Below are 21,729 nucleotides of genomic sequence, written 5' to 3'. Positions count from 1 at the left end.
TAATTAACTATGCTAAACGTTAACCTATTGCAATTTGAAAACGCAAGTCTCAATATGTCTTAATCATAACATTTGTTTATTTCAGGCTTCGTGAAACATGAATGAATCATTGTTCTCAATACGTAACGCTTTACGAATGCTAGCCCTCATTTTGTTGGCTACCATGTTCGTTGTAACGATTAAAAATACGGTCGTGATCAGTAAAGGTAACGAGAAGATCCAAGCAAAACAGTTGGAAACTCTTACCAAGCTGCTTATCTCTCAGGCATCACTTTCAGCCAGCAAGATGATCACGCAACAAGACCAAGAGCGATTGCTTGATCTGACTAACCAGCTATCTCAAGACCGACTGGTGTTCGATACCACCATCTATGATGCAGAGGGTATTCGACTGGCTTCGAGCGAAAAAGCCCTCTCGGTACGTGAGGTTCTTGGCTTAGATACGCCACTTTCAACAGCAAGTATCGGCAGACAACAGTTAGTTGAACCTATTTATTCTCCAGAGAAAACGATCATCGGCTTTATTCGAGTGACTTTTGAAACCGGTAAGATGACGGCGATTTCTGATCACCACTACCGCAAAAGTGATCACTACATGATCGGTATGGTGTTGATGGGGTTTGTGAGTGGCGTGTTGTTCATCATGCTGATTCGCAGAAGACCAACTAAGTCTGGTGAGAACTTACTATTGAAAAATGTAAGCTCATAAACACACTAGGCTGACAATAAATACTAGACTCAGAATAAGTACAGCAATCCAATAAAAAGCCCCGACGCTCAGGCAGCAACGGGGCTTTTTGTTATCTGTTAACTTATCAAGCTAAGACAAATCAAGATTATTCTTGGTCACCAAGCAACACTGAGTCTAGTGCGATAACCATCATGTCGTTGAAAGTCGTTTGACGTTCATCTGATGTCGTTTGCTCACCAGTCTTGATGTGGTCAGAAACAGTACAGATCGTTAGAGCTTTTGCGCCGTATTCAGCACACACACCATAGATGCCAGCCGCTTCCATCTCTACGCCAACAATGCCGTATTTGTCCATTACTTCGAACATCTCTGGATCTGGCGTGTAGAACAGCTCAGCCGAGAACAGGTTACCGACTTTTACGCCGACACCGAGAGCTTTGGCTGCATCTTCTGCCGCGCGCACCATTTTGTAATCCGCAATCGCCGCAAAGTCATGATCTTTAAAGCGAATACGGTTCACTTTAGAGTCAGTACATGCGCCCATGCCGATCACCACATCACGCACTTTGATATCTTCGCTCACTGCACCACAACTGCCCACACGAATGATCTTCTTCACACCAAAGTCTTTGATAAGCTCAGTCGCGTAAATAGAACAAGATGGAATGCCCATACCGTGTCCCATTACCGAAACCTTACGACCTTTGTAAGTACCGGTGTAACCAAACATGTTGCGAACGTCGCACACTTGAACCACTTCTTCTAAGAAGGTTTCAGCGATGTATTTAGCACGTAGCGGGTCACCTGGCATTAAAACTACGTCAGCGAAATCACCCATTTCAGCATTAATATGTGGAGTAGCCATTGAAAATATCCTTAATCTCAAAACAAAAAAAGAAGAGAGAGGTTTCCCTCTCTCTTCGTTAACTATTATAGAAAGCTTGTACCGTGTCCCATTGGCGATGTACCAAAGTATGACGCTAAGCTTTGACCGATATCAGCGAACGTATCGCGACGGCCTAAAGAACCGGCTGGAACCTTCTGACCGTAAACAATCACAGGGATGTGCTCACGAGTATGGTCTGTACCTGGCCATGTCGGATCACAACCGTGGTCAGCCGTTAGGATAAGCACATCATCTTCTTTCATCATATCGATGATTTCATTGATGCGACCATCGAAGTACTCAAGTGCCACTGCATAACCAGCAACATCACGGCGGTGGCCGTAAGCTGAGTCGAAATCAACGAAGTTAGTGAACACGATAGTGTTGTCGCCTGCTTCATTGATCGCTTCTTTGGTTGCTTCAAATAGCGCAGGAATACCTGTTGCTTTGGTTTTCTGAGTGATGCCACAACCCGCGTAGATATCAGAGATCTTGCCGATTGAGTGAACGTTACCGCCCTTCTCATCAACCAACTTCTGAAGAATGGTGGCTGCAGGTGGCTCAACAGAAAGATCACGACGGTTACCAGTACGTTCGAATTGACCTTTACCTGGGCCAATGAACGGACGAGCGATAACACGACCAATGTTGTAGTCTTCTAGCTCTTCACGAGCAATCTGACAAAGGTCTAATAGGTTTTGCAGGCCGAATGTCTCTTCGTGACAAGCGATCTGGAAAACAGAATCTGCAGAAGTATAGAAGATAGGCAAGCCAGTCTTCATATGCTCTTCACCTAGGTTATCTAGGATTTCCGTGCCAGATGAGTGGCAGTTACCTAAGAAACCAGACAGGCCTGCACGCTCAAGGATGCGGTCAGTCAGTTCTTTTGGAAAGCTGTTCTCTTTGTCGGTGAAGTAGCCCCAGTCAAACAGTACAGGAACACCCGCAATTTCCCAGTGACCTGATGGCGTGTCTTTACCAGAAGACAGCTCAGCAGCGTGACCGTAAGCGCCAATGATCTCAGCGTCTGCATCCATACCAGGAGCAAAGCGACCTGTAGACTCTTTGTGAGCCATCGCTAGACCTAGCTTAGACAGGTTTGGCAATGTCAGTGAACCTTTACGATCTGCATTGTCTGCAAGACCTTGGTCACAATGATCTGCGATGTGGCCCATAGTGTCAGAACCTACATCACCAAATTTGTCTGCATCCGCTGTTTCACCGATACCGAATGAATCTAAAACTAAAATAAATGCTCTTTTCATTTTCTTCACCAACTTATTGCTCTTTGCACCAGAACTCTGTTTATCGGCATACACGAGGTATGCCGATACCTGTTATTTACACGTCTTCAGAACGAATCTGACGGTAAACGTCTGGCGTTGCTGTATATTCTCCGCCCACAGTGATTGCATTTTGTAATGCTGTTGCAGCTTCTTGCCACTGTTGTTCGTTGCGAGCATGAATCATTGCTAATGGTTTATCTTCACTTGCTACTTCGCCAAGACGAATGAAGTGATCAAAACCGACTGCGTAATCAATGCTGTCAGTTGCTACGCGACGACCGCCGCCCATACCAACCACAGCCATACCAATTGCACGAGTATCCATTGCTGATACCACACCGCTTTCTAGCGCGTACACTGGTTTAATAATTTCTGCTTTTTCTAGGTAGTTATCGTAGTTCGTTACGAAATCAGCTGGACCGCCAAGGCCCGCTACCATCTTACCGAAGCACTCTGCTGCTTTACCGTTATCCAGTACTGTCATCAGTTTTTCGCGCGCTTCGTCTGAATCTTTTGCAAGGTTACCCAACACCAGCATTTCAGCACACGATGCCATCGTAATTTCTAGCAAACGTGGGTTACGGTATTCACCCGTTAAGAATTGAACCGCTTCACGAACCTCTACTGCGTTACCCGCTGAAGAAGCTAGAACTTGGTTCATGTCCGTTAGGATTGCTGTTGTTTTAGTACCTGCACCATTTGCTACTGCAACGATAGATTTCGCTAGCTCTTCTGACGCTTCGTAAGTCGGCATGAATGCGCCTGAACCTACTTTTACATCCATCACTAGAGAATCAAGGCCAGCAGCCAGTTTCTTAGATAGGATTGAAGCCGTAATTAGCGAGATGTTATCTACGGTTGCTGTGATATCACGAGTCGCGTAAACACGCTTGTCAGCAGGCGCTAGATCGCCTGTTTGACCGATGATAGCCACACCAGCATCTTTCGTTACTTCACCGAACACTTCGTTGGTTGGTGTAATGTTGTAACCCGGGATAGATTCTAGCTTGTCTAGCGTACCGCCAGTGTGGCCTAAACCACGACCAGAGATCATTGGAACGAAACCACCACATGCTGCCACCATAGGGCCAAGCATCAGAGAAGTTACGTCACCAACACCACCAGTAGAGTGTTTATCAACGATTGGGCCATCAAAGTTCATGTGGCTCCAGTCAATCACCATACCTGAATCACGCATTGCACACGTTAGTGCGATACGTTCTGGCATCGTCATTTCATTAAAAAAGATAGCCATTGCGAATGCGGCAATTTGGCCTTCAGAAACCGTGTTTTTAGCAACACCTTGAATGAAGAAGTTAATTTCTTCAGCTGTTAGGACTTCACCGTCACGTTTTCTGCGGATAATTTCTTGAGGTAGATACATTAGTGCCTCCCAAACTCTAGTGAGTATGGTTTGTAGGGAAAAGAGGTAATATGGAGTGGCTTGACGCCACTCCATCAAACAGACTTATTATGTTCAATACTCTAAATATTTGGCGTTGCAGTTAGGCGACCAGTGAGTTCATTCCTATGAGCATAGAGGCTCTATGTGATTAGGAGGAACTTACGCAGTCAACAACGCTGCGGTGTCAAATATGACGAGTAAATTAGTATGCTGCTGGATCAGCAGTCTGGTCTGTCACTTCTAATGTATTAAGAAGGTTAGTTAGTAGGCTTGAAGCACCAAAACGGTAGTGCATGTTGTCTGCCCACTCAGCGCCTAGTAGCTCATCAGCCATTGCTAGGTATAGTGCTGCATCTTCAGCAGTACGTACGCCACCAGCTGGTTTGAAACCAACTGTTTTAGCAACACCCATGTCACGAATAACTTCAAGCATCATGCGCGCGTACTCTGGAGTCGCGTTTACTGGCACTTTACCTGTTGAAGTTTTGATGAAGTCTGCACCTGCTTCGATACAGATTTGAGAAGCTTTCTTGATTAGTGCTTCTTCTTTCAGTTCACCTGTTTCGATGATCACTTTAAGCGTGATGTCACCACAAGCTGCTTTACACTGTTTAACTAGCTCAAAGCCAACTTCTTCGTTGCCAGCAATAAGAGCACGGTATGGGAATACTACGTCAACTTCGTCTGCGCCGTACGCTACCGCTGCTTTTGTTTCTGCAACAGCAATTTCGATGTCGTCATTACCATGAGGGAAGTTAGTTACAGTCGCAATGCGTACTTCTGGAGTACCTTGCTCACGCAACGCTTTCTTAGCTGCTGGGATAAAGCGAGGGTAAATACAGATTGCAGCGGTGTTGCCTACTGCAGTCTTCGCGTCATGACAAAGCGCCACTACTTTTTCAGTAGTATCGTCGTCATTTAGCGTAGTTAGGTCCATAAGTTTAAGTGCACGTAGAGCTGCTGCTTTTAAATCGCTCATTTCTATCTCCGATCAATATATTCAAATAGTTAACTACTTCGCCCTCCATCCAGTATAGATGGATATTTTAGTAATGCTCAGTAGCCACAAATGAACGGACTTGGTTCCCTGAAGACTTGATAACTTTCGCTACCAATTGCAATCCTTGTCACCGCACAGTACCAGTTTGGTCTATGGCACAACAAATCAGTCATGTTGTGTCTAACATCTATAGCGTATCGCTAATTTTGGCTTAATCCCAGAAGAATAACGTTCGAGTTGATTTCGAGGTTACTTTCTTGCCAACAGAGACATCCTATCCCTTTAGCTTATACATTATAGGTATCCATCAATAAATTGTAGTGCTCCTTAGAACGCAAACGGTTTGTATCTCAAAAAAACATTCTAGACCCTACATCGAATCTAAGCATAAGCGCGTGCATATACTAAAAACGGTAGGCCTAAAAACAAAAAAGCCCCGCAGCAATTTCTTGCTACGGGGCGATATTATTATGGCGTCTATATATCGATTTCTAACTAATTAGAAAGACAGGAAGAAGCCAGCAATTGTTGCTGCCATCAGGTTAGATAGAGTACCAGCAATTACCGCTTTAACACCCATACGTGCGATGTCGTGGCGACGGCTTGGTGCAATACCACCTAGACCACCTAGAAGAATCGCAATTGAAGAAAGGTTTGCGAAACCACATAGTGCGAATGCGATGATAGCTTGAGTCTTCTCAGACATCACTTGACCAGTTGCTGCAACAACTTGAGCGTTTTCACCAACGTATGGTACGAAGTTTAGGTATGCAACGAATTCGTTAACAACTGTCTTCTGACCAATGAAAGAACCAGCGATAGTTGCTTCTTCCCATGGAACACCAATGATGAATGCTAGCGGTGCGAAGATCCAACCTAGAAGAAGTTCTAGAGTTAGGTTTTCCATACCGAACCAACCACCGATGCCACCTAGGATACCGTTGATTAGAGCAATTAGACCGATGAATGCTAGTAGCATTGCACCAACGTTAAGTGCTAGTTGTAGACCAACTGATGCGCCACCTGCTGCTGCGTCGATAACGTTAGCTGGTTTGTCATCGCCACCGTCCATTTCGTCAGCGATGTTGTCGTCTGGCGTATCTGTTTCAGGCTTGATGATTTTAGCGAATAGTAGACCACCAGGTGCTGCCATGAATGACGCTGCAACTAGGTACTCTAGAGGTACACCCATAGATGCGTAACCTGCTAGTACACCACCAGCTACAGAAGCCAAACCACCACACATTACTGCGAATAGTTCAGAGTTAGTCATTTTAGGAACAAATGGACGAACAACTAGAGGTGCTTCAGTTTGACCAACGAAGATGTTTGCTGCTGCAGACATAGACTCGGCGCGAGAAGTACCTAGAGCTTTCTGAAGACCACCACCAAGAACTTTGATTACAATTTGCATAACACCAATGTAGTAAAGTACAGAGATAAGTGCAGAGAAGAAAATCAGAGTTGGTAGTACTTGGAAAGCAAAGATGAAACCGATACCGTCAACTGAGAAGTTAACTAGGCTGCCGAATAGGAAACCAGTACCGTCTTTACCGTAGTCGATCACGTTTGCTACACCAGCAGAGAAACCTGCAAGTAGATCACGACCCCAAGGGATGTAAAGTACGAATGCACCAAGTGCGAATTGGATAGCGAAAGCGCCACCCACTGTTCTTAGATTAATAGCTTTGCGGTTGTCAGATAGTAGTACTGCGATTGCGATCAGTGCAACCATTCCGACTAGGCTCATAAACAGGCTCATAGTTTATGACTTCCTTATTAGTTATTTATTGGCGTGTTACAAAATGGGGCTATAAAGCGGAGGCAATTATACTCATGCGACCACTAATAAAGTAATGCCGTCCTCACACTTTCGTAGAAGATTCATGTACCATTCACACACAAATGTGACCCAAATCACAAGCTCAGTGCAATTTACGCAAACGATAAACAAAAACCTTCGATTTTATTCACATATACCGAATGCGCGATGGCTATTTTGCCAAATTTGCGCTGCAATCGATTGCTTTGGCTCTTTTCTAAGCAAAAAAAGTTCATTTAAGATCGTAACTAAATATTTGGAATGATTAACATTTCCTTGGTTTCCATACATGGGCATGTCCGGAGCATCCGTTTCCAATACCAGACATTCAAGGGGCAATTTTGCGATGGTTGTGCGTGTTTTTTGCGCTCTTGGGTAAGTTATCGTTCCACCGACGCCAATATAGAAACCGAGCTTGATCCACGCCAAAGCTTGCTGTTCACTCCCAGAAAAACCGTGAATCACACCACCTAAGGTGAACTTATGCTGCTTTATTAGCTCGATAAGTCGGTTGTAAGACTTCCTCTCATGGATGATTAAAGGCAGGTCAAACTCCTTCGCAAGCTCCATTTGTTGGATGAAAAAGCGCTCTTGTTTCTCTCGTTCAACGTCCACAAAAAAGTCGAGCCCGCACTCACCTATCGCGACACATTGGCTGTTTTTTGAAGCGAGTAATTGGTGAAGTTCTTCAAATTGCATCTCATCCGCTTGCTCTAAAAAGTAAGGATGAAAGCCTAATGCGTAGTAAACATTGGGGTGAGATTGAGCGATTTCATCGAGCTTCCTCCAGTTACTTTGGCCAATAGAAGGGATGATTAACTTCTCGACTTGAGCTTGCTTTGCTTCTTTAAGATAGCCATCAATACTTTGTTCAGGTGTAAAACCTTGCTCAAACGCCTCAAAATCCGCGTGGCAATGAGTATCAAACAGCGGAAAGTCACTTATTTGCTGTGTCATCTTCCCTACTCTCTGTTTGTTTCCCTTGAGGATCACGGCGATAAGCAACACAACTGCGCTTGTTCTCAGGCGTTAACCCAAGCTCTTCACACCACTTATCGTATCTTTTAACCCAAGTTTTTATCCAACCCAACATAACTGCCTCTAACCTCAGCCTTTAAACCTCAAATAAAACGCATTAAAAAACGCCTATTGCAGAACAATAGACGTTTTTGTTTAACTCTAATAGATCGCTGAGAAATTAGTGCTCGCGCGTCGCTCGGAATTGAACTTCAGGGAAACGTTCAGAAGCTAGGTTCAAGTTCACCATAGTTGGTGCGATGTAAGACAGGTTGTCACCGCCATCTAGCGCTAGGTTAGATTGGTTCTTACGTTTGAATTCTTCTAGTTTCTTAGCGTCATCACATTCAACCCAACGAGCTGTTGCAACGTTAACACCTTCGTAGATAGCTTCTACGTTGTATTCCGCTTTCAAGCGCGCTACAACCACGTCGAACTGAAGGACACCAACCGCACCAACGATCAGGTCGTTGTTCTGCATAGGACGGAATACTTGTACTGCGCCCTCTTCTGAAAGCTGAACTAATCCTTTTAGAAGTTGCTTCTGCTTCAGTGGATCGCGTAGACGGATACGACGGAATAGCTCAGGTGCGAAGTTAGGAATACCAGCGAACTTAAGGCTCTCACCTTGAGTAAAGGTATCACCAATCTGGATAGTACCGTGGTTATGTAGACCGATAATATCACCCGCGTATGCTTTTTCAGCACGCGCACGGTCGCCCGCCATGAAGGTTACCGCATCCGAAATACTTACGTTCTTACCAGTACGAACATGGTTCATCTTCATGCCTTGGTCGTAAGTACCTGATACGATACGCATGAATGCGATACGGTCACGGTGTTTTGGATCCATGTTTGCTTGGATCTTAAACACGAAACCAGAGAATTTCTCTTCTGTCGCTTCTACATCACGCTCATTCGCTTGGCGCGTTTGAGGTGCAGGAGCCCACTTCGTTAGACCATCAAGCATGTGGTCCACACCAAAGTTACCCAATGCAGTACCGAAGTAAACCGGCGTTAGCTCACCAGCAAGGAACAGTTCGTGATCAAACTCCGGACAAGCACCAATAACAAGCTCTAGTTCTTCACGTACGCTTTCCGCAAGATCAGCACCTACCGCTTCATCTAGCTCAGGGTTGTCCAAACCTTTAATGATGCGAACTTCTTGAATCTCATGACCGTGGCCAGATTCGTACAAGATCGTTTCGTCACGGTGAATATGGTAAACACCTTTAAACTCTTTACCACAACCGATTGGCCATGAGATCGGAGCACAGGCCATACCTAGCTCGCTTTCCACTTCATCAAGCACTTCCATCGGGTCACGAACATCACGGTCAAGTTTGTTCATAAACGTTACGATTGGAGTATCACGAAGACGTGTTACTTCCATCAGCTTACGAGTACGGTCTTCGACACCTTTAGCAGCATCGATAACCATCAAACAAGAATCAACCGCTGTTAGCGTACGGTACGTATCTTCCGAGAAATCTTCGTGTCCTGGAGTATCGAGTAGGTTTACTAGGCAATCATTGTATGGGAATTGCATTACCGACGTAGTTACCGAGATACCACGTTCTTTTTCCATCTCCATCCAGTCAGATTTAGCGTGCTGGTTAGAGCCACGGCCTTTTACGGTACCCGCTTTTTGAATCGCGTTTCCGAATAAAAGAACTTTTTCAGTAATCGTGGTTTTACCCGCATCCGGGTGAGAGATAATCGCAAACGTTCTACGTTTGCTCACTTCTTGTTGGAAAGACATAGTCGCCCTTTGCTGATCTAAAGCGTAAAAAGGGCAAGTAGATAATACTTGCCCTTGAATTCTGTGTGCGGATTATACAGAAAGCGTATCACTTTCTAAAGGGTCAGTTTACACCCTATTTTTTGGCTAATTTTGTGATTAGCTATCTAGTTAGCGAAAAGACGTAACATGACTAGCTAAAAGACATAAAAAGATAGCTCATAATGATGGCATCTTCGTTGCCTTGTTTAGTTGGATAGTAATTACGACGGCGATCAACTTCGTTGAAGCCTGCCTTTTCGTAAAGATTAAACGCGTTCACATTACTTTCGCGAACTTCCAGCCAAGCGCTTTCAGCGTCAGCTTGCTCACACATATCAAGGAAATGTTCCGTTAACGCTTTTCCATACCCTTTGCCTTGCTGGCTTGGGTCTACCGCGATATTAAGCAATGTGACTTCGCCAACGATGTTTTGCGCGAAGAAATAGCCCACCACTTGTCCATCAACCTCAAGGACATGATGACAAGCGCCTCGGCTATCAAGATCTCGGATCATATTTTCAGACCAAGGGTGAGAATGCGCGGCCTGCTCTATCTTCCAAATGGCGTCTAGGTGTTGTTGTGAAGTCGGTAAAAATTGATTAGTCATAAGCACAAATTTGTTGCCATAAGTCGCGGCGGTGTTGGTTGTTACCGTTAATGTCAGACAGTAATGGCGATTGAAGTGTTTTAGCCTTCAGCTCTTGAGCCGACTCACAACCAGCAAACCATATCCACTCAACCGAACCTAAATCCACAGTAGACAAGTGTTGCGGTTGAAGGTGTAAAGCCTGAGATAAGTCGAGCTTGATACTTTTGAGTACTCGCTCAAACATCACGGCGAGATCTTCCTGAGGTTTTTCAGGCGAAACCAACAGTAACTTGCAATCGCTCGAGAGCGGAGTCAATTCAGATTCATAACCTGCTAAACGCTCTGGGTGACTTAGTTCCCATTGGCTAATGCCCATCTCATGTAGGTATTGCGCGTGTGTTTGTGACATATCTAGCGGTAGTAACCTTAAGTTTATTGGAGCCAAAGTTTATTGGAGCCAGAAGTTTGTTAGAACTAGTTTTGTGAAAGCTGCCTCTATTGAAAGAGCGCTTATTAGAGCAGGGCTGATACTAACAAAAAATAAAGGAGCATCAAGCTCCTTTATTTAGACTAAATCAGTTTGTATCTTGTTGCGTGATAAATCAGCTTATAAGTCGTTGAACTCGGGGCTGTAAGCAATCTCACCAGCATGTCCAGCAAACGCACCGTTTACCAATTCAATCGCTTGGAAAGCACCTTCAGGCACATCCCAAACACAACTCAGGCCAAACTCGCTCGCAGCCTTGAAACCAAAGCGGCTGTAATAAGCAGGGTCACCCAACACAACGCAAGCTGGGTAACCAAAATCAACCAAAGTGGAAAACGCATCTTCAACTAGAGATTTGGCAATGCCTTGGTTGCGGAACTCTTCTTTCACAGCGAGAGGCGCAAGCCCTTGCCAGTTATGATCGTCGCCATCAAGAGTGATAGGGCTAAACATCAGGTGACCAACCACCTCGCCTTCATCAGAACAAGCCACCAGCGATAGCGTTAAATGGCTATTCTCACGCAAGCTCATAACCAAGTTAGCTTCTGCATCTGTTTCAAAAACAGATTTCAATAAACGATCAATGACAAGTATATCTGCCGGTGCTTCAGTTCGAATAAGCATTCATTACCTCACTTTGTGTATCTGGGGATTGTACTCCCTTCTGCACAAAATCAGCTAATTGATTTAACAAAGTTTTCATAGGAGTCGGCAATAAGTCCAAATCTACGCTATCCATCAAGTTTTTAACTTCTAAACCGAGCTCGGTATCGCCTTCAATAGACAGTCTACGTTGGAAGAAAAGCGTATCTGGGTCTTCTTTACGCCCCGCAATCAACACAAGATCGTTAAGATTGCCGCTAAAGCTTACATCTTCAACCACCTCTTTATCAGCTACAACCAGTTGCTCATTTTTGTAGCTAATACACCAACTTAACCCCATGTCTTTTATTGAGACTTTCAGCCATTTGTCTTCTAAAAACTCAAAGTCACCGTCCTCTAAAGCTTCCTTGAATACATTCTTAAGCGCCTCCAATAAGGCTCTTTTTTGTACTGTTTTAGGCAATAACTGGACTGGAGATCGCAAAATTGATGCGGCATTTTGAACTAGTTGAGTGCGAATCTTGTTTATCACGTGACTTATCCGTAACTTTGTCAATAATATGGAATGCATCATAGATGATGTTGAGATCTCAGTTACTGTTATGTATCAAATTAACTTCTGTTTGATACTCGACCTTTAATATCCTGAAAATCACAGTTATAGTAACTCAGGTAATGAGAATTACAGCGGATCGCTGCACTCACAGGTAAATATCGATAGCCACACAAAAAGTAATAAATATTTATCGATAGTGAATATTCAAGCTCTTGGAGAATTGGTAGTACTTTGATGCCTCCCCAACAACTACAACATTGGTTTACCCAGCTAACTGCAAATAGTCCGTTCTTTTTTGCAGTACTTGATGCTCAACATAACTATTTTATGGTGAATGAGCGTTACTGCGATATTGCTGGTTTGAGTCAAACAGAGCTTGCAGGCATGAATGATCGCCAAACATTGGGCGAACAGTTCTACCAACATCTCAAGCCTTACTATGAGCGTGCATTCAGTGGCGAAACGATTGAGGCCGAAGTCACCCTCAACGAAACAGACCTCGATACCAGCCTTCATTTCAGCCTATCTCCGCTTACCAATGGCAACAAAACCGACTACATCGTCTTTCACGCCTTCGACACATCAGAAAACCAAGTACTTGTCCGTTCTTTAGAAGAATCCGAAGCCAAATTCCACAAACTATCTCAACTACTTCCAGATGGATTACTGCTCGTTGAAAGTGACTACATCTTGTCATCTAACCCAGCAGCAGCGCGCTTGCTTGGCTTTAACTCAACCACAGAGTTAATTGGTGAAGAGTTGGGACGCCTATTTATCGATGAACAAACCAAAACAGTCTTCAATAATAACCTCAGCTCTATTATTTCTGAGTCTGGTTTGGTTTGCTTAACGGGTGCACGATGCGGCTTTGAACGTAAGGTTCAGCTCAACATCGACTCCACCACTGTTCTTGGAAGCAACACTCAGTTGGTGCTTATCCAAGACGCACAAGAAACCGCAAAACAATACACACCAGCAAACAGTGAAGATGCCTACATAGATGCACTGACCAAACTCTACAATCGAGTTGGGTTTACTAAGCGTCTTGAGCAGTTCATTCACAACGATACGCCGGTGGTGATGCTCTACTTAGACATTGATAACTTTAAAAATATCAATGACTCACTTGGTCATCACATCGGTGACAAGGTGATTAAAGAGGTCGCTTCGCGTCTTAAACGCTTACTGCCTCGTAAGGCCGTGATTGGACATTTAGGCGGGGATGAGTTTGGTATTATCCTTCCAGAACCTGAACATCAGCGAACACCTGAAATGCTCGCTGAAAAGATCATTTCCCTGATCAATCAACCCTTCGATCTTCACCACTTTAGCAAGCGCTTAGCCTGCTCTATTGGTAGTGTGAGCTTTCCTCAAGATGGTACTGATGCTCGTATCTTGCTGCAAAATGCAGACACAGCAATGTATGAAGCGAAAGATCGTGGTCGTAATCGTCTGATCAAGTTCAACGAACAGATGAATAAAGAAGCGCGTATGCGACTGTGGCTTGAGATAGAGCTCCAAAAAGCACTGCAACAAAATGGACTTGAGGTTTGGTATCAACCGAAAGTGAATGCCCGTGATTTCACCATCAACGGCGCTGAAGCTCTGGTACGTTGGAAGCATCCTGTCGAAGGTTATATCAGTCCGGCCGCGTTCATTCCTGTGGCGGAACGAGCAGGGCTTATTGAACAACTTGGCCGAGTGGTAATGCGTGAAGTATTTGCTACGGTTAAGCGCTGGAAGATGCAAGGTATCCTTCCAGGTCGAGTGGCTATCAACCTTTCACCAGAACAGTTTGGTAACCCGAAACTGATTGATTACATGGAAAAGCTACTGCGTTCGACCGAGCTTGATCCAAGTGCGATTACGTTCGAGCTAACGGAAAGTGCGGTGATGAGTGATAGTGAACACACACTCCAAATGCTTAACGCCATCAAGAAACTTGGCTTTGCTCTCTCCATTGATGATTTTGGTACAGGTTACTCTTCACTGTCTTACCTTGCTCGCTTCCCAATTGATGAGCTTAAGATAGACCGTGCTTTCATCTCTGATATCGATACCCTACCAAAGCAAATCACCGTAATTGAAAACATCATCAACCTAGGTAAATCTCTCGATTTGACCGTGGTTGCTGAAGGTGTCGAAACCAGTGAGCAAGCAACTCTGCTATCGAACCTCAACTGTAGTTCGATTCAAGGCTTCCACTTCTACCGTCCGCAACCAAAACAAGATGTCGAAGAGTTGTTTGCCCAAAACCGCCGTCATAAGAACTAATCAAGTACCTCATATTTAAACCAAGCCAACATGTAAAACGGTCACTCGTCAGTACCTCAAACGGAGTAAAAGCAGATTTATCCATCTAAACCTGCCTTACATCAATTCCGTCATTCACAATTCTTCATAAAATGCTCGCTTCAACTTAATTCTACTGGTAGTGAGCAAATGGAACTCTTATGCCCAGCGGGTAACTTACCTGCTTTGAAAACCGCTATTGATTGTGGTGCGGATGCTGTCTATATCGGATTCAAAGACGATACCAATGCCCGACACTTTGCAGGCCTAAACTTTGCGGGTAAAAAGCTCGATCGTGCTGTGCAGTATGTGCATGACCACAACAAGAAAATTCATGTTGCCCTAAATACGTTTGCTCACCCAAATGGCTTCGACCGTTGGACTAATGCCGTAGACAACGCCGCTGCTCTGGGTGTTGATGCGCTGATCATCGCAGACATCGCGGTGCTTGAGTACGCAGCAAATAAGTATCCAGATCTAGAACTGCACCTATCAGTGCAAGCATCTGCGACCAATGCGGCGGCTATCGACTTCTACCATAAAAACTTCAACGTTAAGCGTGTCGTACTGCCGCGTGTGTTGTCGATTCATCAGGTCAAACAGCTTTCTCGTAATATCACTTCTGACGTTGACCTTGAAGTATTCGCTTTCGGTAGTTTGTGCATCATGGCAGAAGGTCGTTGCTACCTCTCTTCATACATGACAGGCGAATCACCAAATACTGTTGGTGCTTGTTCTCCCGCAAAATACGTTCGCTGGCAAGAAACAGAAACTGGCCTCGAGTCTCGCTTGAACGAAATCCTTATCGATAAGTATGAAGCAGGTGAGAACGCAGGTTACCCAACGCTGTGTAAAGGCCGCTTTGAAGCCGAGATCGATGGTGAACGTAAGCGCTATCACGCACTTGAAGAGCCCACCAGCCTCAACACGCTATCCATGTTGCCTGAGCTTTTCGCGGCAAACGTTGCCTCAGTGAAGATTGAAGGTCGCCAACGCAGCCCGGCTTATGTTGAACAAGTCACTCGCACTTGGCGCGCAGCTATCGATCGCTACTTAGCGAACCCAGAACAATACCAAGTGGAACAAGCTTGGAATGCGACACTGGCGAATGTATCTGAAGGTACACAAACCACGCTTGGCGCTTATCACCGTAAATGGCAATAGAGCCAAATGGAGAACTCAATGAAATACGCATTAGGCCCTCTACTTTATTTTTGGCCAAAACAAGACGTTGAAAGCTTCTATGAGCAAGCGAAATCAAGCTCTGCCGATATCATCTACCTAGGTGAAGCGGTGTGTTCAAAGCGTCGTGAGATGAAAGCGAAACACTGGATGGACATTGCTAAAGAGCTGTCGGCTTCAGGTAAGCAAGTCGTACTTTCCACCATGGCATTGCTAGAAGCACCAAGCGAAGTCAACATCATGAAGAAGTACATCGATAACGGTGACTTTGCGATCGAAGCCAATGATGTGTCTGCTATTCAACTGGCCAGCGAAAGCAAAGTACCTTTCGTGGTTGGCCCGGCAGTAAACACCTACAACGCACGCACCCTGAACCTGTTCTTGAAACAAGGTATGACGCGTTGGTGTATGCCGGTTGAGCTTTCTCGCGAATGGCTAAGCAACGTAATGACCCAGTGCGAAGAGCTAAATATTCGTAACAAGTTCGAAGTTGAAGTGTTTAGCCACGGCTACCTACCGCTTGCTTACTCAGCACGCTGCTTTACCGCTCGCGCTGAAAACAAAGCTAAAGACGATTGCGAAACCTGCTGTATCAAGTACCCAACAGGGCTACAAGTAGAAAGCCAAGAAGGCCAATCAGTCTTCAACCTTAACGGTATTCAGACGCAATCAGGCTACTGCTACAACCTAGTCAACGATTTGCCAAATATGCACGACTTGGTTGATGTGGTTCGTTTAAGCCCACTCGGCATCGATACCTTCTCTGAAATCAATAACTTCAGAGCGAACGAGCAAGGTCAAAAACCGATGAAGATTGAAAGCCGCCAATGTAATGGTTACTGGCATCAGCTTGCAGGTTTAGACGTTAAGAACATCTAGTTCCTCGCATTGGACTAACCAGCAACAGATACAAAAAAGGTCTAGCGTTCGCTAGACCTTTTTAATGCGACTTAAGAAACACGGCCTATGCCGTCGCTGTTTCCATCGGTGAGGCATCGAGCTTCTTTAAGTCTTTGTAGAGCATTACCATCACCACCACACTTAGTGCGATGTTAGACAGTGGGTACGCAATCCAGATCCCCGGCACACCATACAACTTAGGCATAATGTACAAGAACGGTAGTTGGATAAGCATATTACCTATAGTCACAAACATCGCCTTGCTGCCCTTGTTCACCGCTTGATAGTAAGCAGCTGCGACTACCAAGAAGCCATCCAGCGCCAGTGCAAACATGTGAAGGCGAATACCCAACACGGTGTACTCAACCAACTGAGGTTCGTCTGAGTTAAATACTGATACAAACTCACGTGGGAACGCATTGAGAAGCAGCACGAACGCCACACCAATCAATACCGAACTCATCATCGCAATCTTAAGTAGCTTGCGGATGTTTGCTTGGTTACGCGCACCATGGTTGTAGCTCACCAATGGTTGCATGCCGTTGGCGATACCTTCAGCCGTGAGATAATAAACCGTCACGATGTAGCCCAAAATCGCGTAAGCACCGATCATCAACTGGTCGCCATATTGAGAGAACAACGCATTGTGCAACGCCACCATCATCGAACCATAAGCGTACATAAAGAAGCTTGATGTACCAATGGCGAAGATTTGTGGAATCACATCCAGCTTCAATCTCAACTCATTCCAACGTAAACGTAGGTTTGCTCGACGCGAGAAGAAGTAAGCCAAGCCGAGAGCCGTTACTACAAACTGGGCAATCGCTGTTGCTAATGCTGCACCCATCAACTCCCAGCCATAGAGAGCGATAAACAGGTAATCGAGCACGATATTAATCACCGCACCAACGATCATCAGTATCGTCGCTAAGTTCGGACTGTCATCGTTACGCAGTAGAAACGGCATCGCGATCGAACCTAGCGTGAAGACACTAGCACCAATCAGAATGTGTAAGTACTGCAGACCAAGTTCATACACTCGCCCTTCAGCGCCCTGCCAAAGCAAGAAGTTATCAGCAAACAAGAACAGCAATGCAGAGACAATAGGCGTTATCGCTAACAACAAGGTTAAGCCCGTTGCTAAGATCTGCTTAGCGCCTTGAGTATCTTTTTCACCTTGGCGAATCGAGACAAGCGCACCTGTGCCCACACCCACCAACATACCAATACCAAGAATCGAACCAATCACAGGCCACGCAACATTGATACCTGCAAGTCCATCAGCCCCCACATAGCGGCCAATGAAGATGCCATCCACCACTTGGTACAGGCCATTAACCAACATGGCCGCCACGGTAGGGATTGTGTATCGCCAAAATTGACGACTAATTGAGTTACTCATTTCTTACTCTACTTTCATTTGTGAGTCGCATATCAACAAGATATGACTCGAAAAATTAGTTAACAAGGCTAACTAAATATCTAAATTATTTACTTTAAAGCTTTATTTAATAATAGGTTTAACTGCTGAGATTCTTGCTCAGACAAACGGCTTTCCAGTATCTGTGCCATGACCTGATAGATCTTACTTTCTTCTTCCAAGCCGACTTCCGCTTTGCTGGTCAGTACGACCAACTTAGACCTCGCATCTTCGAGCGAAGCTTTACGCTCAACGAGACCTTTTCTCTCTAACCTTTGAACCATAGTAGTTGCTGAAGGCTTGGTTACTTGCATTTCAATCGCCAGATCTGTCAATCGGATCGGTTCAGGAGAGGCTTGAATGACCTTCAAATAGTCATATTCATTGAAGCTCAATTGGCAAATAGGATCTTCATTTACCTGAGTGCGCCATATCTTAGAGGCGAAGCGCTCAATCTTTTCTAAATTCTGGTTCAGCATACTCACCTAATCAAAGAATAGCATTTAGTTAGCAAGGCTAACTATTTTAGTGTTGTTTAAATAAAAAGCAATCAAAACGAGATGAAGATCATAAAAAAGGAGCATAAAAAAACCGCTGACAGACAGCGGCTTTTCGGAATCAAAATGTGTTGCTTACTTAGCGTTGGCTTCTTCTTCGGCCTCAGCCAGCTTAACTTGCGCTAAGTGCTCAGCTTTAAGTGTGGTGAAGATACGGCTTAATTCTAAGAAAGAGTAACGATGTTCTACGTATTCATACACGTTAAAAGAAACCGCTAACTTGTACAAAGAGATAGCATTCGCGTAATCACCATTCATATGGTAACGCTTAGCAAGGTAGAAGTACGTCTCTGTTAGACGCTGCGCAAGTAACGTGTTGTCACGAGTACCGGTTAAGATCGCCTTGAAAGCCTGCTCTTCAGTAATGTCATCAAGCATAATCGCGACTAATACCCAACCCCACTGCTCATCACGGCTCTCGTAACGTTTTTGCAAATCAAGCTTAGCCTGCTCTGGCGTCAGCTCATGCTGAATGATGTACAACCACAGAGCGCGAAACGGATCGCTAGGATCGTCGGCATAGTGCTTCATCATCTCTTCATTGGCTAAGTCGTAACGCTCGCCATAGTAAAGCGCGATAGAGCGGTTCCTTTCTGCGTAAGAGTTTGCAGGATCAAGCTCTAACGTAGAATCAAAAGATTCATAAGCCGCATCAAACTCCCCTACCTGCGTAAAGTAAACACCCAAAAGATTGAAGATATCAGGTTGAGCAGGGTTCAATGAAAGAGATTGGTTGAAGTCGAGACGCGCGAGATCACGCAGGCCAACACTGTCGTAGTAGTTACCACGTTCAAACAGCATCTTAGCTCGAACTTCATCGTTCAAATCTGGGCGCTGTAATAACTGACTAAGACGTGCAATTTGAACTTCTTGCTGAACGCTTGGTTGCAGTGGCACAGCCATCGGTGGATAAACCCAACTTGAGGTGTTATCTGATGTTGTCGCACAACCTGTTAGTACAAGCAGTAAACACATACTCGCGGTTTGAAACCATTTCACAAATAATTACTCCTGTTATGACCGCAATAAAAAAGGGGAGCGATATGCTCCCCTTTATAACATGCTTTGTTGACGATAGGTTAGAAATCACTAAAAAGCGATATCACCATCGACACACTGAGAATTACTCAGCAGCAGGTGCTTCGCCTTCAGCTGGCGTTTCAACTGCTTCTTTCATGCTTAGACGTACACGGCCTTGACGGTCAATTTCAAGAACCTTAACAGGAACTTCTTGACCTTCAGTTAGGTAGTCAGACACTTTCTCAACGCGCTTGTCAGCGATTTGAGAGATGTGTACTAGACCATCTTTACCTGGAAGGATAGTAACGAATGCACCGAAGTCAGCTAGACGAGCAACTTTACCTTGGTAAATGCGGCCAACTTCAACTTCAGCTGTGATCTCTTCGATACGACGGATAGCTTCTTTAGCAGCTGCGCCTTCAGTAGCAGCAATCTTGATTGTGCCATCGTCTTCGATTTCGATTGTAGTACCAGTTTCTTCACAAAGAGCACGGATAACTGCGCCGCCTTTACCGATAACATCTTTGATCTTATCAGAGCTGATTTTCATTGTGTGGATACGTGGAGCGAATTCAGAGATATCTTCACGAGCACCAGAGATAGCTTCATCCATTACAGAAAGGATGTGCTTACGTGCACCTTGCGCTTGGTTAAGTGCAATTTGCATGATCTCTTTAGTGATACCTTCGATCTTGATGTCCATTTGAAGTGCAGTGATACCAGCGTTAGTACCTGCTACTTTAAAGTCCATGTCACCTAGGTGATCTTCGTCGCCAAGGATGTCAGAAAGAACAACGAAATCGTCGCCTTCTTTAACAAGACCCATTGCGATACCCGCAACAGAAGCTTTGATTGGAACACCAGCATCCATAAGAGCTAGAGATGTACCACATACAGAAGCCATTGAAGAAGAACCGTTAGATTCTGTGATTTCCGATACAACACGAACTGTGTATGGGAATTCTTCAACAGAAGGCATTACTGCTTGGATACCACGTTTAGCAAGCTTACCGTGACCAATTTCACGACGCTTAGGAGAACCAACGAAACCAGTTTCACCTACACAGTATGGAGGGAAGTTGTAGTGTAGAAGGAAGTTGTCTTTCTTCTCACCCATCAGGCTGTCGATGATTTGAGCATCACGTTGTGTGCCAAGCGTTGCAGTAACAAGTGCTTGAGTTTCACCACGAGTGAATAGAGAAGAACCGTGTGTACGTGGAAGAACACCAGTACGTACGTCTAGCGCACGAACCATGTCTTTTTCACGGCCATCGATACGTGGGTTGCCAGCGATGATGCGGCTACGTACTACGTTTTTCTCTAGAGAACCAAGCATGCCGCGGATTTCGCGCTCATCTAGGTTTTCGTCTTGTGCAATTAGAGCTTCAACAACGTCGTTCTTGATTACGCCAACTTGCTCGTAACGAGCCATTTTCTCAGTGATCTGGTACGCGTCAGATAGACGAGTTTCAGCAAGTTCAGCAACTTGAGCTTTAAGCTCAGTGTTAACTGCTGGTGCTTCCCAGTTCCAAGATGGAGTTGCAACTTCAGCAGCAAACTCGTTGATTGCTTTGATTACAACTTGTTGTTGGTCGTGACCGTAAACAACAGCTGAAAGCATTTCTTCTTCAGATAGGTTATCTGCTTCAGATTCAACCATAAGTACTGCGCCTTCTGTACCAGACACAACTAGGTCTAGTTTAGAGTTTTCAAGCTCAGTATTTGATGGGTTAAGAACAAGTTCGCCGTCGATGTGACCAACACGTGCAGCACCGATAGGACCATTGAATGGAGCACCAGAGATAGCAAGCGCAGCAGATGTTGCGATCATAGTGATCATGTCTGGGTTTACGTCAGGGTTGATAGAAACAACCGTAGCGATAACTTGAACTTCGTTTTTAAACGCACTTGGGAAAAGTGGACGAATTGGACGGTCAATCAGACGAGCTGTTAGTGTTTCGCCTTCAGATGGACGACCTTCACGCTTGAAGAAACCACCAGGGATTTTACCCGCAGCGTATGTACGCTCTTGGTAGTTTACTGTTAGTGGGAAGAAGTCTTGACCTGCAACTGCTTCTTTCTTAGCAACAACAGAAACGAATACTGAAGTATCGTCCATAGTCGCCATTACAGCAGCAGTAGCTTGACGTGCAATTACGCCCGTTTCTAGAGTAACGGTGTGGTTACCGTACTGGAACGATTTTACAACTGGTTTTTCAAACATTGTATATCC

General features: G+C 44.9%; 20 protein-coding genes. 4 read left to right on the top strand and 16 right to left on the bottom strand.

What is annotated here, in order from left to right; translation table 11 throughout:
* Nucleotides 1-97: 97 nt before the first annotated feature.
* Nucleotides 98-709 (top strand): YtjB family periplasmic protein, encoded by a 612-nt coding sequence (locus tag AB6E54_RS14360; RefSeq protein ID WP_372106446.1) that lies wholly within the window; start codon nucleotides 98-100, stop codon nucleotides 707-709.
* A gap of 127 nt (nucleotides 710-836) precedes the next feature.
* On the opposite strand, the gene deoD is transcribed toward AB6E54_RS14360, so the two are convergent.
* The 12 genes from deoD to AB6E54_RS14300 all read right to left on the bottom strand — a co-directional run bounded on the left by deoD (nucleotide 837) and on the right by AB6E54_RS14300 (nucleotide 12,101).
* Nucleotides 837-1,556: a purine-nucleoside phosphorylase gene (gene deoD / locus AB6E54_RS14355; RefSeq protein ID WP_017063285.1), complete on the bottom strand. Its 720-nt coding sequence runs from the start codon at nucleotides 1,554-1,556 to the stop codon at nucleotides 837-839.
* Between the two features lie 65 nt (nucleotides 1,557-1,621).
* Nucleotides 1,622-2,842 carry a phosphopentomutase gene (locus AB6E54_RS14350; protein ID WP_372106448.1) on the bottom strand — a complete coding sequence of 407 codons (1,221 nt, stop codon included), beginning with the start codon at nucleotides 2,840-2,842 and terminating at the stop codon, nucleotides 1,622-1,624.
* Nucleotides 2,843-2,918: 76 nt separating this feature from the next.
* Entirely contained in the window at nucleotides 2,919-4,247 is a 1,329-nt protein-coding gene (gene deoA / locus AB6E54_RS14345) for a thymidine phosphorylase (protein WP_372106449.1), read from the bottom strand.
* A 223-nt stretch (nucleotides 4,248-4,470) separates the two neighbouring features.
* The gene (deoC, locus tag AB6E54_RS14340; RefSeq protein ID WP_010436196.1) at nucleotides 4,471-5,247 is read right to left on the bottom strand and encodes a deoxyribose-phosphate aldolase; all 777 of its coding nucleotides are present in this window, start codon (nucleotides 5,245-5,247) and stop codon (nucleotides 4,471-4,473) included.
* A 520-nt stretch (nucleotides 5,248-5,767) separates the two neighbouring features.
* Nucleotides 5,768-7,030: a NupC/NupG family nucleoside CNT transporter gene (locus AB6E54_RS14335; RefSeq protein ID WP_017058833.1), complete on the bottom strand. Its 1,263-nt coding sequence runs from the start codon at nucleotides 7,028-7,030 to the stop codon at nucleotides 5,768-5,770.
* Nucleotides 7,031-7,234: 204 nt separating this feature from the next.
* Nucleotides 7,235-8,047, bottom strand: coding sequence for a TatD family hydrolase (locus tag AB6E54_RS14330; RefSeq protein WP_372106451.1), 813 nt, complete (start codon nucleotides 8,045-8,047; stop codon nucleotides 7,235-7,237).
* A complete protein-coding gene (locus tag AB6E54_RS14325) occupies nucleotides 8,028-8,183 on the bottom strand; it encodes a DUF5363 family protein (RefSeq protein WP_157938685.1) in 156 nt (51 codons plus the stop codon). The genes AB6E54_RS14330 and AB6E54_RS14325 overlap by 20 nt, the downstream gene beginning before the upstream one ends.
* Nucleotides 8,184-8,288: 105 nt before the next feature.
* Nucleotides 8,289-9,869: a peptide chain release factor 3 gene (prfC, locus tag AB6E54_RS14320; RefSeq protein WP_017063282.1), complete on the bottom strand. Its 1,581-nt coding sequence runs from the start codon at nucleotides 9,867-9,869 to the stop codon at nucleotides 8,289-8,291.
* 172 nt (nucleotides 9,870-10,041) lie between these two features.
* Entirely contained in the window at nucleotides 10,042-10,497 is a 456-nt protein-coding gene (rimI, locus tag AB6E54_RS14315) for a ribosomal protein S18-alanine N-acetyltransferase (protein ID WP_017063281.1), read from the bottom strand.
* Nucleotides 10,490-10,888 (bottom strand): DNA polymerase III subunit psi, encoded by a 399-nt coding sequence (locus tag AB6E54_RS14310; protein WP_017063280.1) that lies wholly within the window; start codon nucleotides 10,886-10,888, stop codon nucleotides 10,490-10,492. The genes rimI and AB6E54_RS14310 overlap by 8 nt, the downstream gene beginning before the upstream one ends.
* 198 nt (nucleotides 10,889-11,086) lie before the next feature.
* Nucleotides 11,087-11,590, bottom strand: a complete 504-nt coding sequence (locus tag AB6E54_RS14305) for a GNAT family N-acetyltransferase (RefSeq protein ID WP_017063279.1) — start codon at nucleotides 11,588-11,590, stop codon at nucleotides 11,087-11,089.
* The gene (locus tag AB6E54_RS14300; RefSeq protein ID WP_029235120.1) at nucleotides 11,574-12,101 is read right to left on the bottom strand and encodes an SCP2 domain-containing protein; all 528 of its coding nucleotides are present in this window, start codon (nucleotides 12,099-12,101) and stop codon (nucleotides 11,574-11,576) included. Before AB6E54_RS14300 ends, AB6E54_RS14305 begins: the two co-directional genes overlap by 17 nt.
* Nucleotides 12,102-12,359: 258 nt before the next feature.
* On the opposite strand from AB6E54_RS14300, the gene AB6E54_RS14295 reads away from it, so the two are divergent.
* From AB6E54_RS14295 to AB6E54_RS14280, 3 genes are all read left to right on the top strand, one after another.
* Entirely contained in the window at nucleotides 12,360-14,399 is a 2,040-nt protein-coding gene (locus AB6E54_RS14295; RefSeq protein ID WP_017068226.1) for a bifunctional diguanylate cyclase/phosphodiesterase, read from the top strand.
* A gap of 168 nt (nucleotides 14,400-14,567) precedes the next feature.
* The gene (locus AB6E54_RS14285; RefSeq protein ID WP_017068227.1) at nucleotides 14,568-15,581 is read left to right on the top strand and encodes a peptidase U32 family protein; all 1,014 of its coding nucleotides are present in this window, start codon (nucleotides 14,568-14,570) and stop codon (nucleotides 15,579-15,581) included.
* Nucleotides 15,582-15,599: 18 nt separating this feature from the next.
* A complete protein-coding gene (locus AB6E54_RS14280) occupies nucleotides 15,600-16,478 on the top strand; it encodes a U32 family peptidase (protein WP_017059237.1) in 879 nt (292 codons plus the stop codon).
* Between the two features lie 85 nt (nucleotides 16,479-16,563).
* Here the strand turns inward: AB6E54_RS14280 and AB6E54_RS14275 are convergent, their stop codons facing one another.
* From AB6E54_RS14275 to pnp, 4 genes are all read right to left on the bottom strand, one after another.
* A complete protein-coding gene (locus tag AB6E54_RS14275) occupies nucleotides 16,564-17,901 on the bottom strand; it encodes an MATE family efflux transporter (protein WP_017065966.1) in 1,338 nt (445 codons plus the stop codon).
* 89 nt (nucleotides 17,902-17,990) lie between these two features.
* Nucleotides 17,991-18,398, bottom strand: coding sequence for a MarR family winged helix-turn-helix transcriptional regulator (locus AB6E54_RS14270; protein WP_017056675.1), 408 nt, complete (start codon nucleotides 18,396-18,398; stop codon nucleotides 17,991-17,993).
* 153 nt (nucleotides 18,399-18,551) lie between these two features.
* Entirely contained in the window at nucleotides 18,552-19,475 is a 924-nt protein-coding gene (nlpI, locus tag AB6E54_RS14265; RefSeq protein WP_017059235.1) for a lipoprotein NlpI, read from the bottom strand.
* Nucleotides 19,476-19,599: 124 nt separating this feature from the next.
* On the bottom strand, nucleotides 19,600-21,720 hold the full coding sequence (gene pnp / locus AB6E54_RS14260; RefSeq protein ID WP_017059234.1) for a polyribonucleotide nucleotidyltransferase: 2,121 nt from the start codon (nucleotides 21,718-21,720) through the stop codon (nucleotides 19,600-19,602).
* Nucleotides 21,721-21,729: the final 9 nt, after the last annotated feature.

Source organism: Vibrio sp. 10N.247.311.49 (genome assembly GCF_041467655.1).
Taxonomy (GTDB): Bacteria; Pseudomonadota; Gammaproteobacteria; order Enterobacterales; family Vibrionaceae; genus Vibrio; species Vibrio crassostreae_C.
Note: the sequence above shows the minus strand (reverse complement) of the source record. Positions and strands in the feature narration are given on the sequence as shown.

Coding starts and splice junctions, on each gene's coding strand:
- AB6E54_RS14305 (WP_017063279.1), bottom strand. CDS start 11,590: ATGCTTATTCGAACTGAAGCACCGGCAGATATACTTGTCATTGATCGT.
- AB6E54_RS14325 (WP_157938685.1), bottom strand. CDS start 8,183: ATGTTGGGTTGGATAAAAACTTGGGTTAAAAGATACGATAAGTGGTGT.
- AB6E54_RS14270 (WP_017056675.1), bottom strand. CDS start 18,398: ATGCTGAACCAGAATTTAGAAAAGATTGAGCGCTTCGCCTCTAAGATA.
- AB6E54_RS14285 (WP_017068227.1), top strand. CDS start 14,568: ATGGAACTCTTATGCCCAGCGGGTAACTTACCTGCTTTGAAAACCGCT.
- AB6E54_RS14360 (WP_372106446.1), top strand. CDS start 98: ATGAATGAATCATTGTTCTCAATACGTAACGCTTTACGAATGCTAGCC.
- AB6E54_RS14295 (WP_017068226.1), top strand. CDS start 12,360: ATGCCTCCCCAACAACTACAACATTGGTTTACCCAGCTAACTGCAAAT.
- prfC (WP_017063282.1), bottom strand. CDS start 9,869: ATGTCTTTCCAACAAGAAGTGAGCAAACGTAGAACGTTTGCGATTATC.
- rimI (WP_017063281.1), bottom strand. CDS start 10,497: ATGACTAATCAATTTTTACCGACTTCACAACAACACCTAGACGCCATT.
- deoD (WP_017063285.1), bottom strand. CDS start 1,556: ATGGCTACTCCACATATTAATGCTGAAATGGGTGATTTCGCTGACGTA.
- deoC (WP_010436196.1), bottom strand. CDS start 5,247: ATGAGCGATTTAAAAGCAGCAGCTCTACGTGCACTTAAACTTATGGAC.
- pnp (WP_017059234.1), bottom strand. CDS start 21,720: ATGTTTGAAAAACCAGTTGTAAAATCGTTCCAGTACGGTAACCACACC.
- AB6E54_RS14330 (WP_372106451.1), bottom strand. CDS start 8,047: ATGACACAGCAAATAAGTGACTTTCCGCTGTTTGATACTCATTGCCAC.
- AB6E54_RS14335 (WP_017058833.1), bottom strand. CDS start 7,030: ATGAGCCTGTTTATGAGCCTAGTCGGAATGGTTGCACTGATCGCAATC.
- AB6E54_RS14350 (WP_372106448.1), bottom strand. CDS start 2,842: ATGAAAAGAGCATTTATTTTAGTTTTAGATTCATTCGGTATCGGTGAA.
- AB6E54_RS14310 (WP_017063280.1), bottom strand. CDS start 10,888: ATGTCACAAACACACGCGCAATACCTACATGAGATGGGCATTAGCCAA.
- AB6E54_RS14275 (WP_017065966.1), bottom strand. CDS start 17,901: ATGAGTAACTCAATTAGTCGTCAATTTTGGCGATACACAATCCCTACC.
- deoA (WP_372106449.1), bottom strand. CDS start 4,247: ATGTATCTACCTCAAGAAATTATCCGCAGAAAACGTGACGGTGAAGTC.
- AB6E54_RS14280 (WP_017059237.1), top strand. CDS start 15,600: ATGAAATACGCATTAGGCCCTCTACTTTATTTTTGGCCAAAACAAGAC.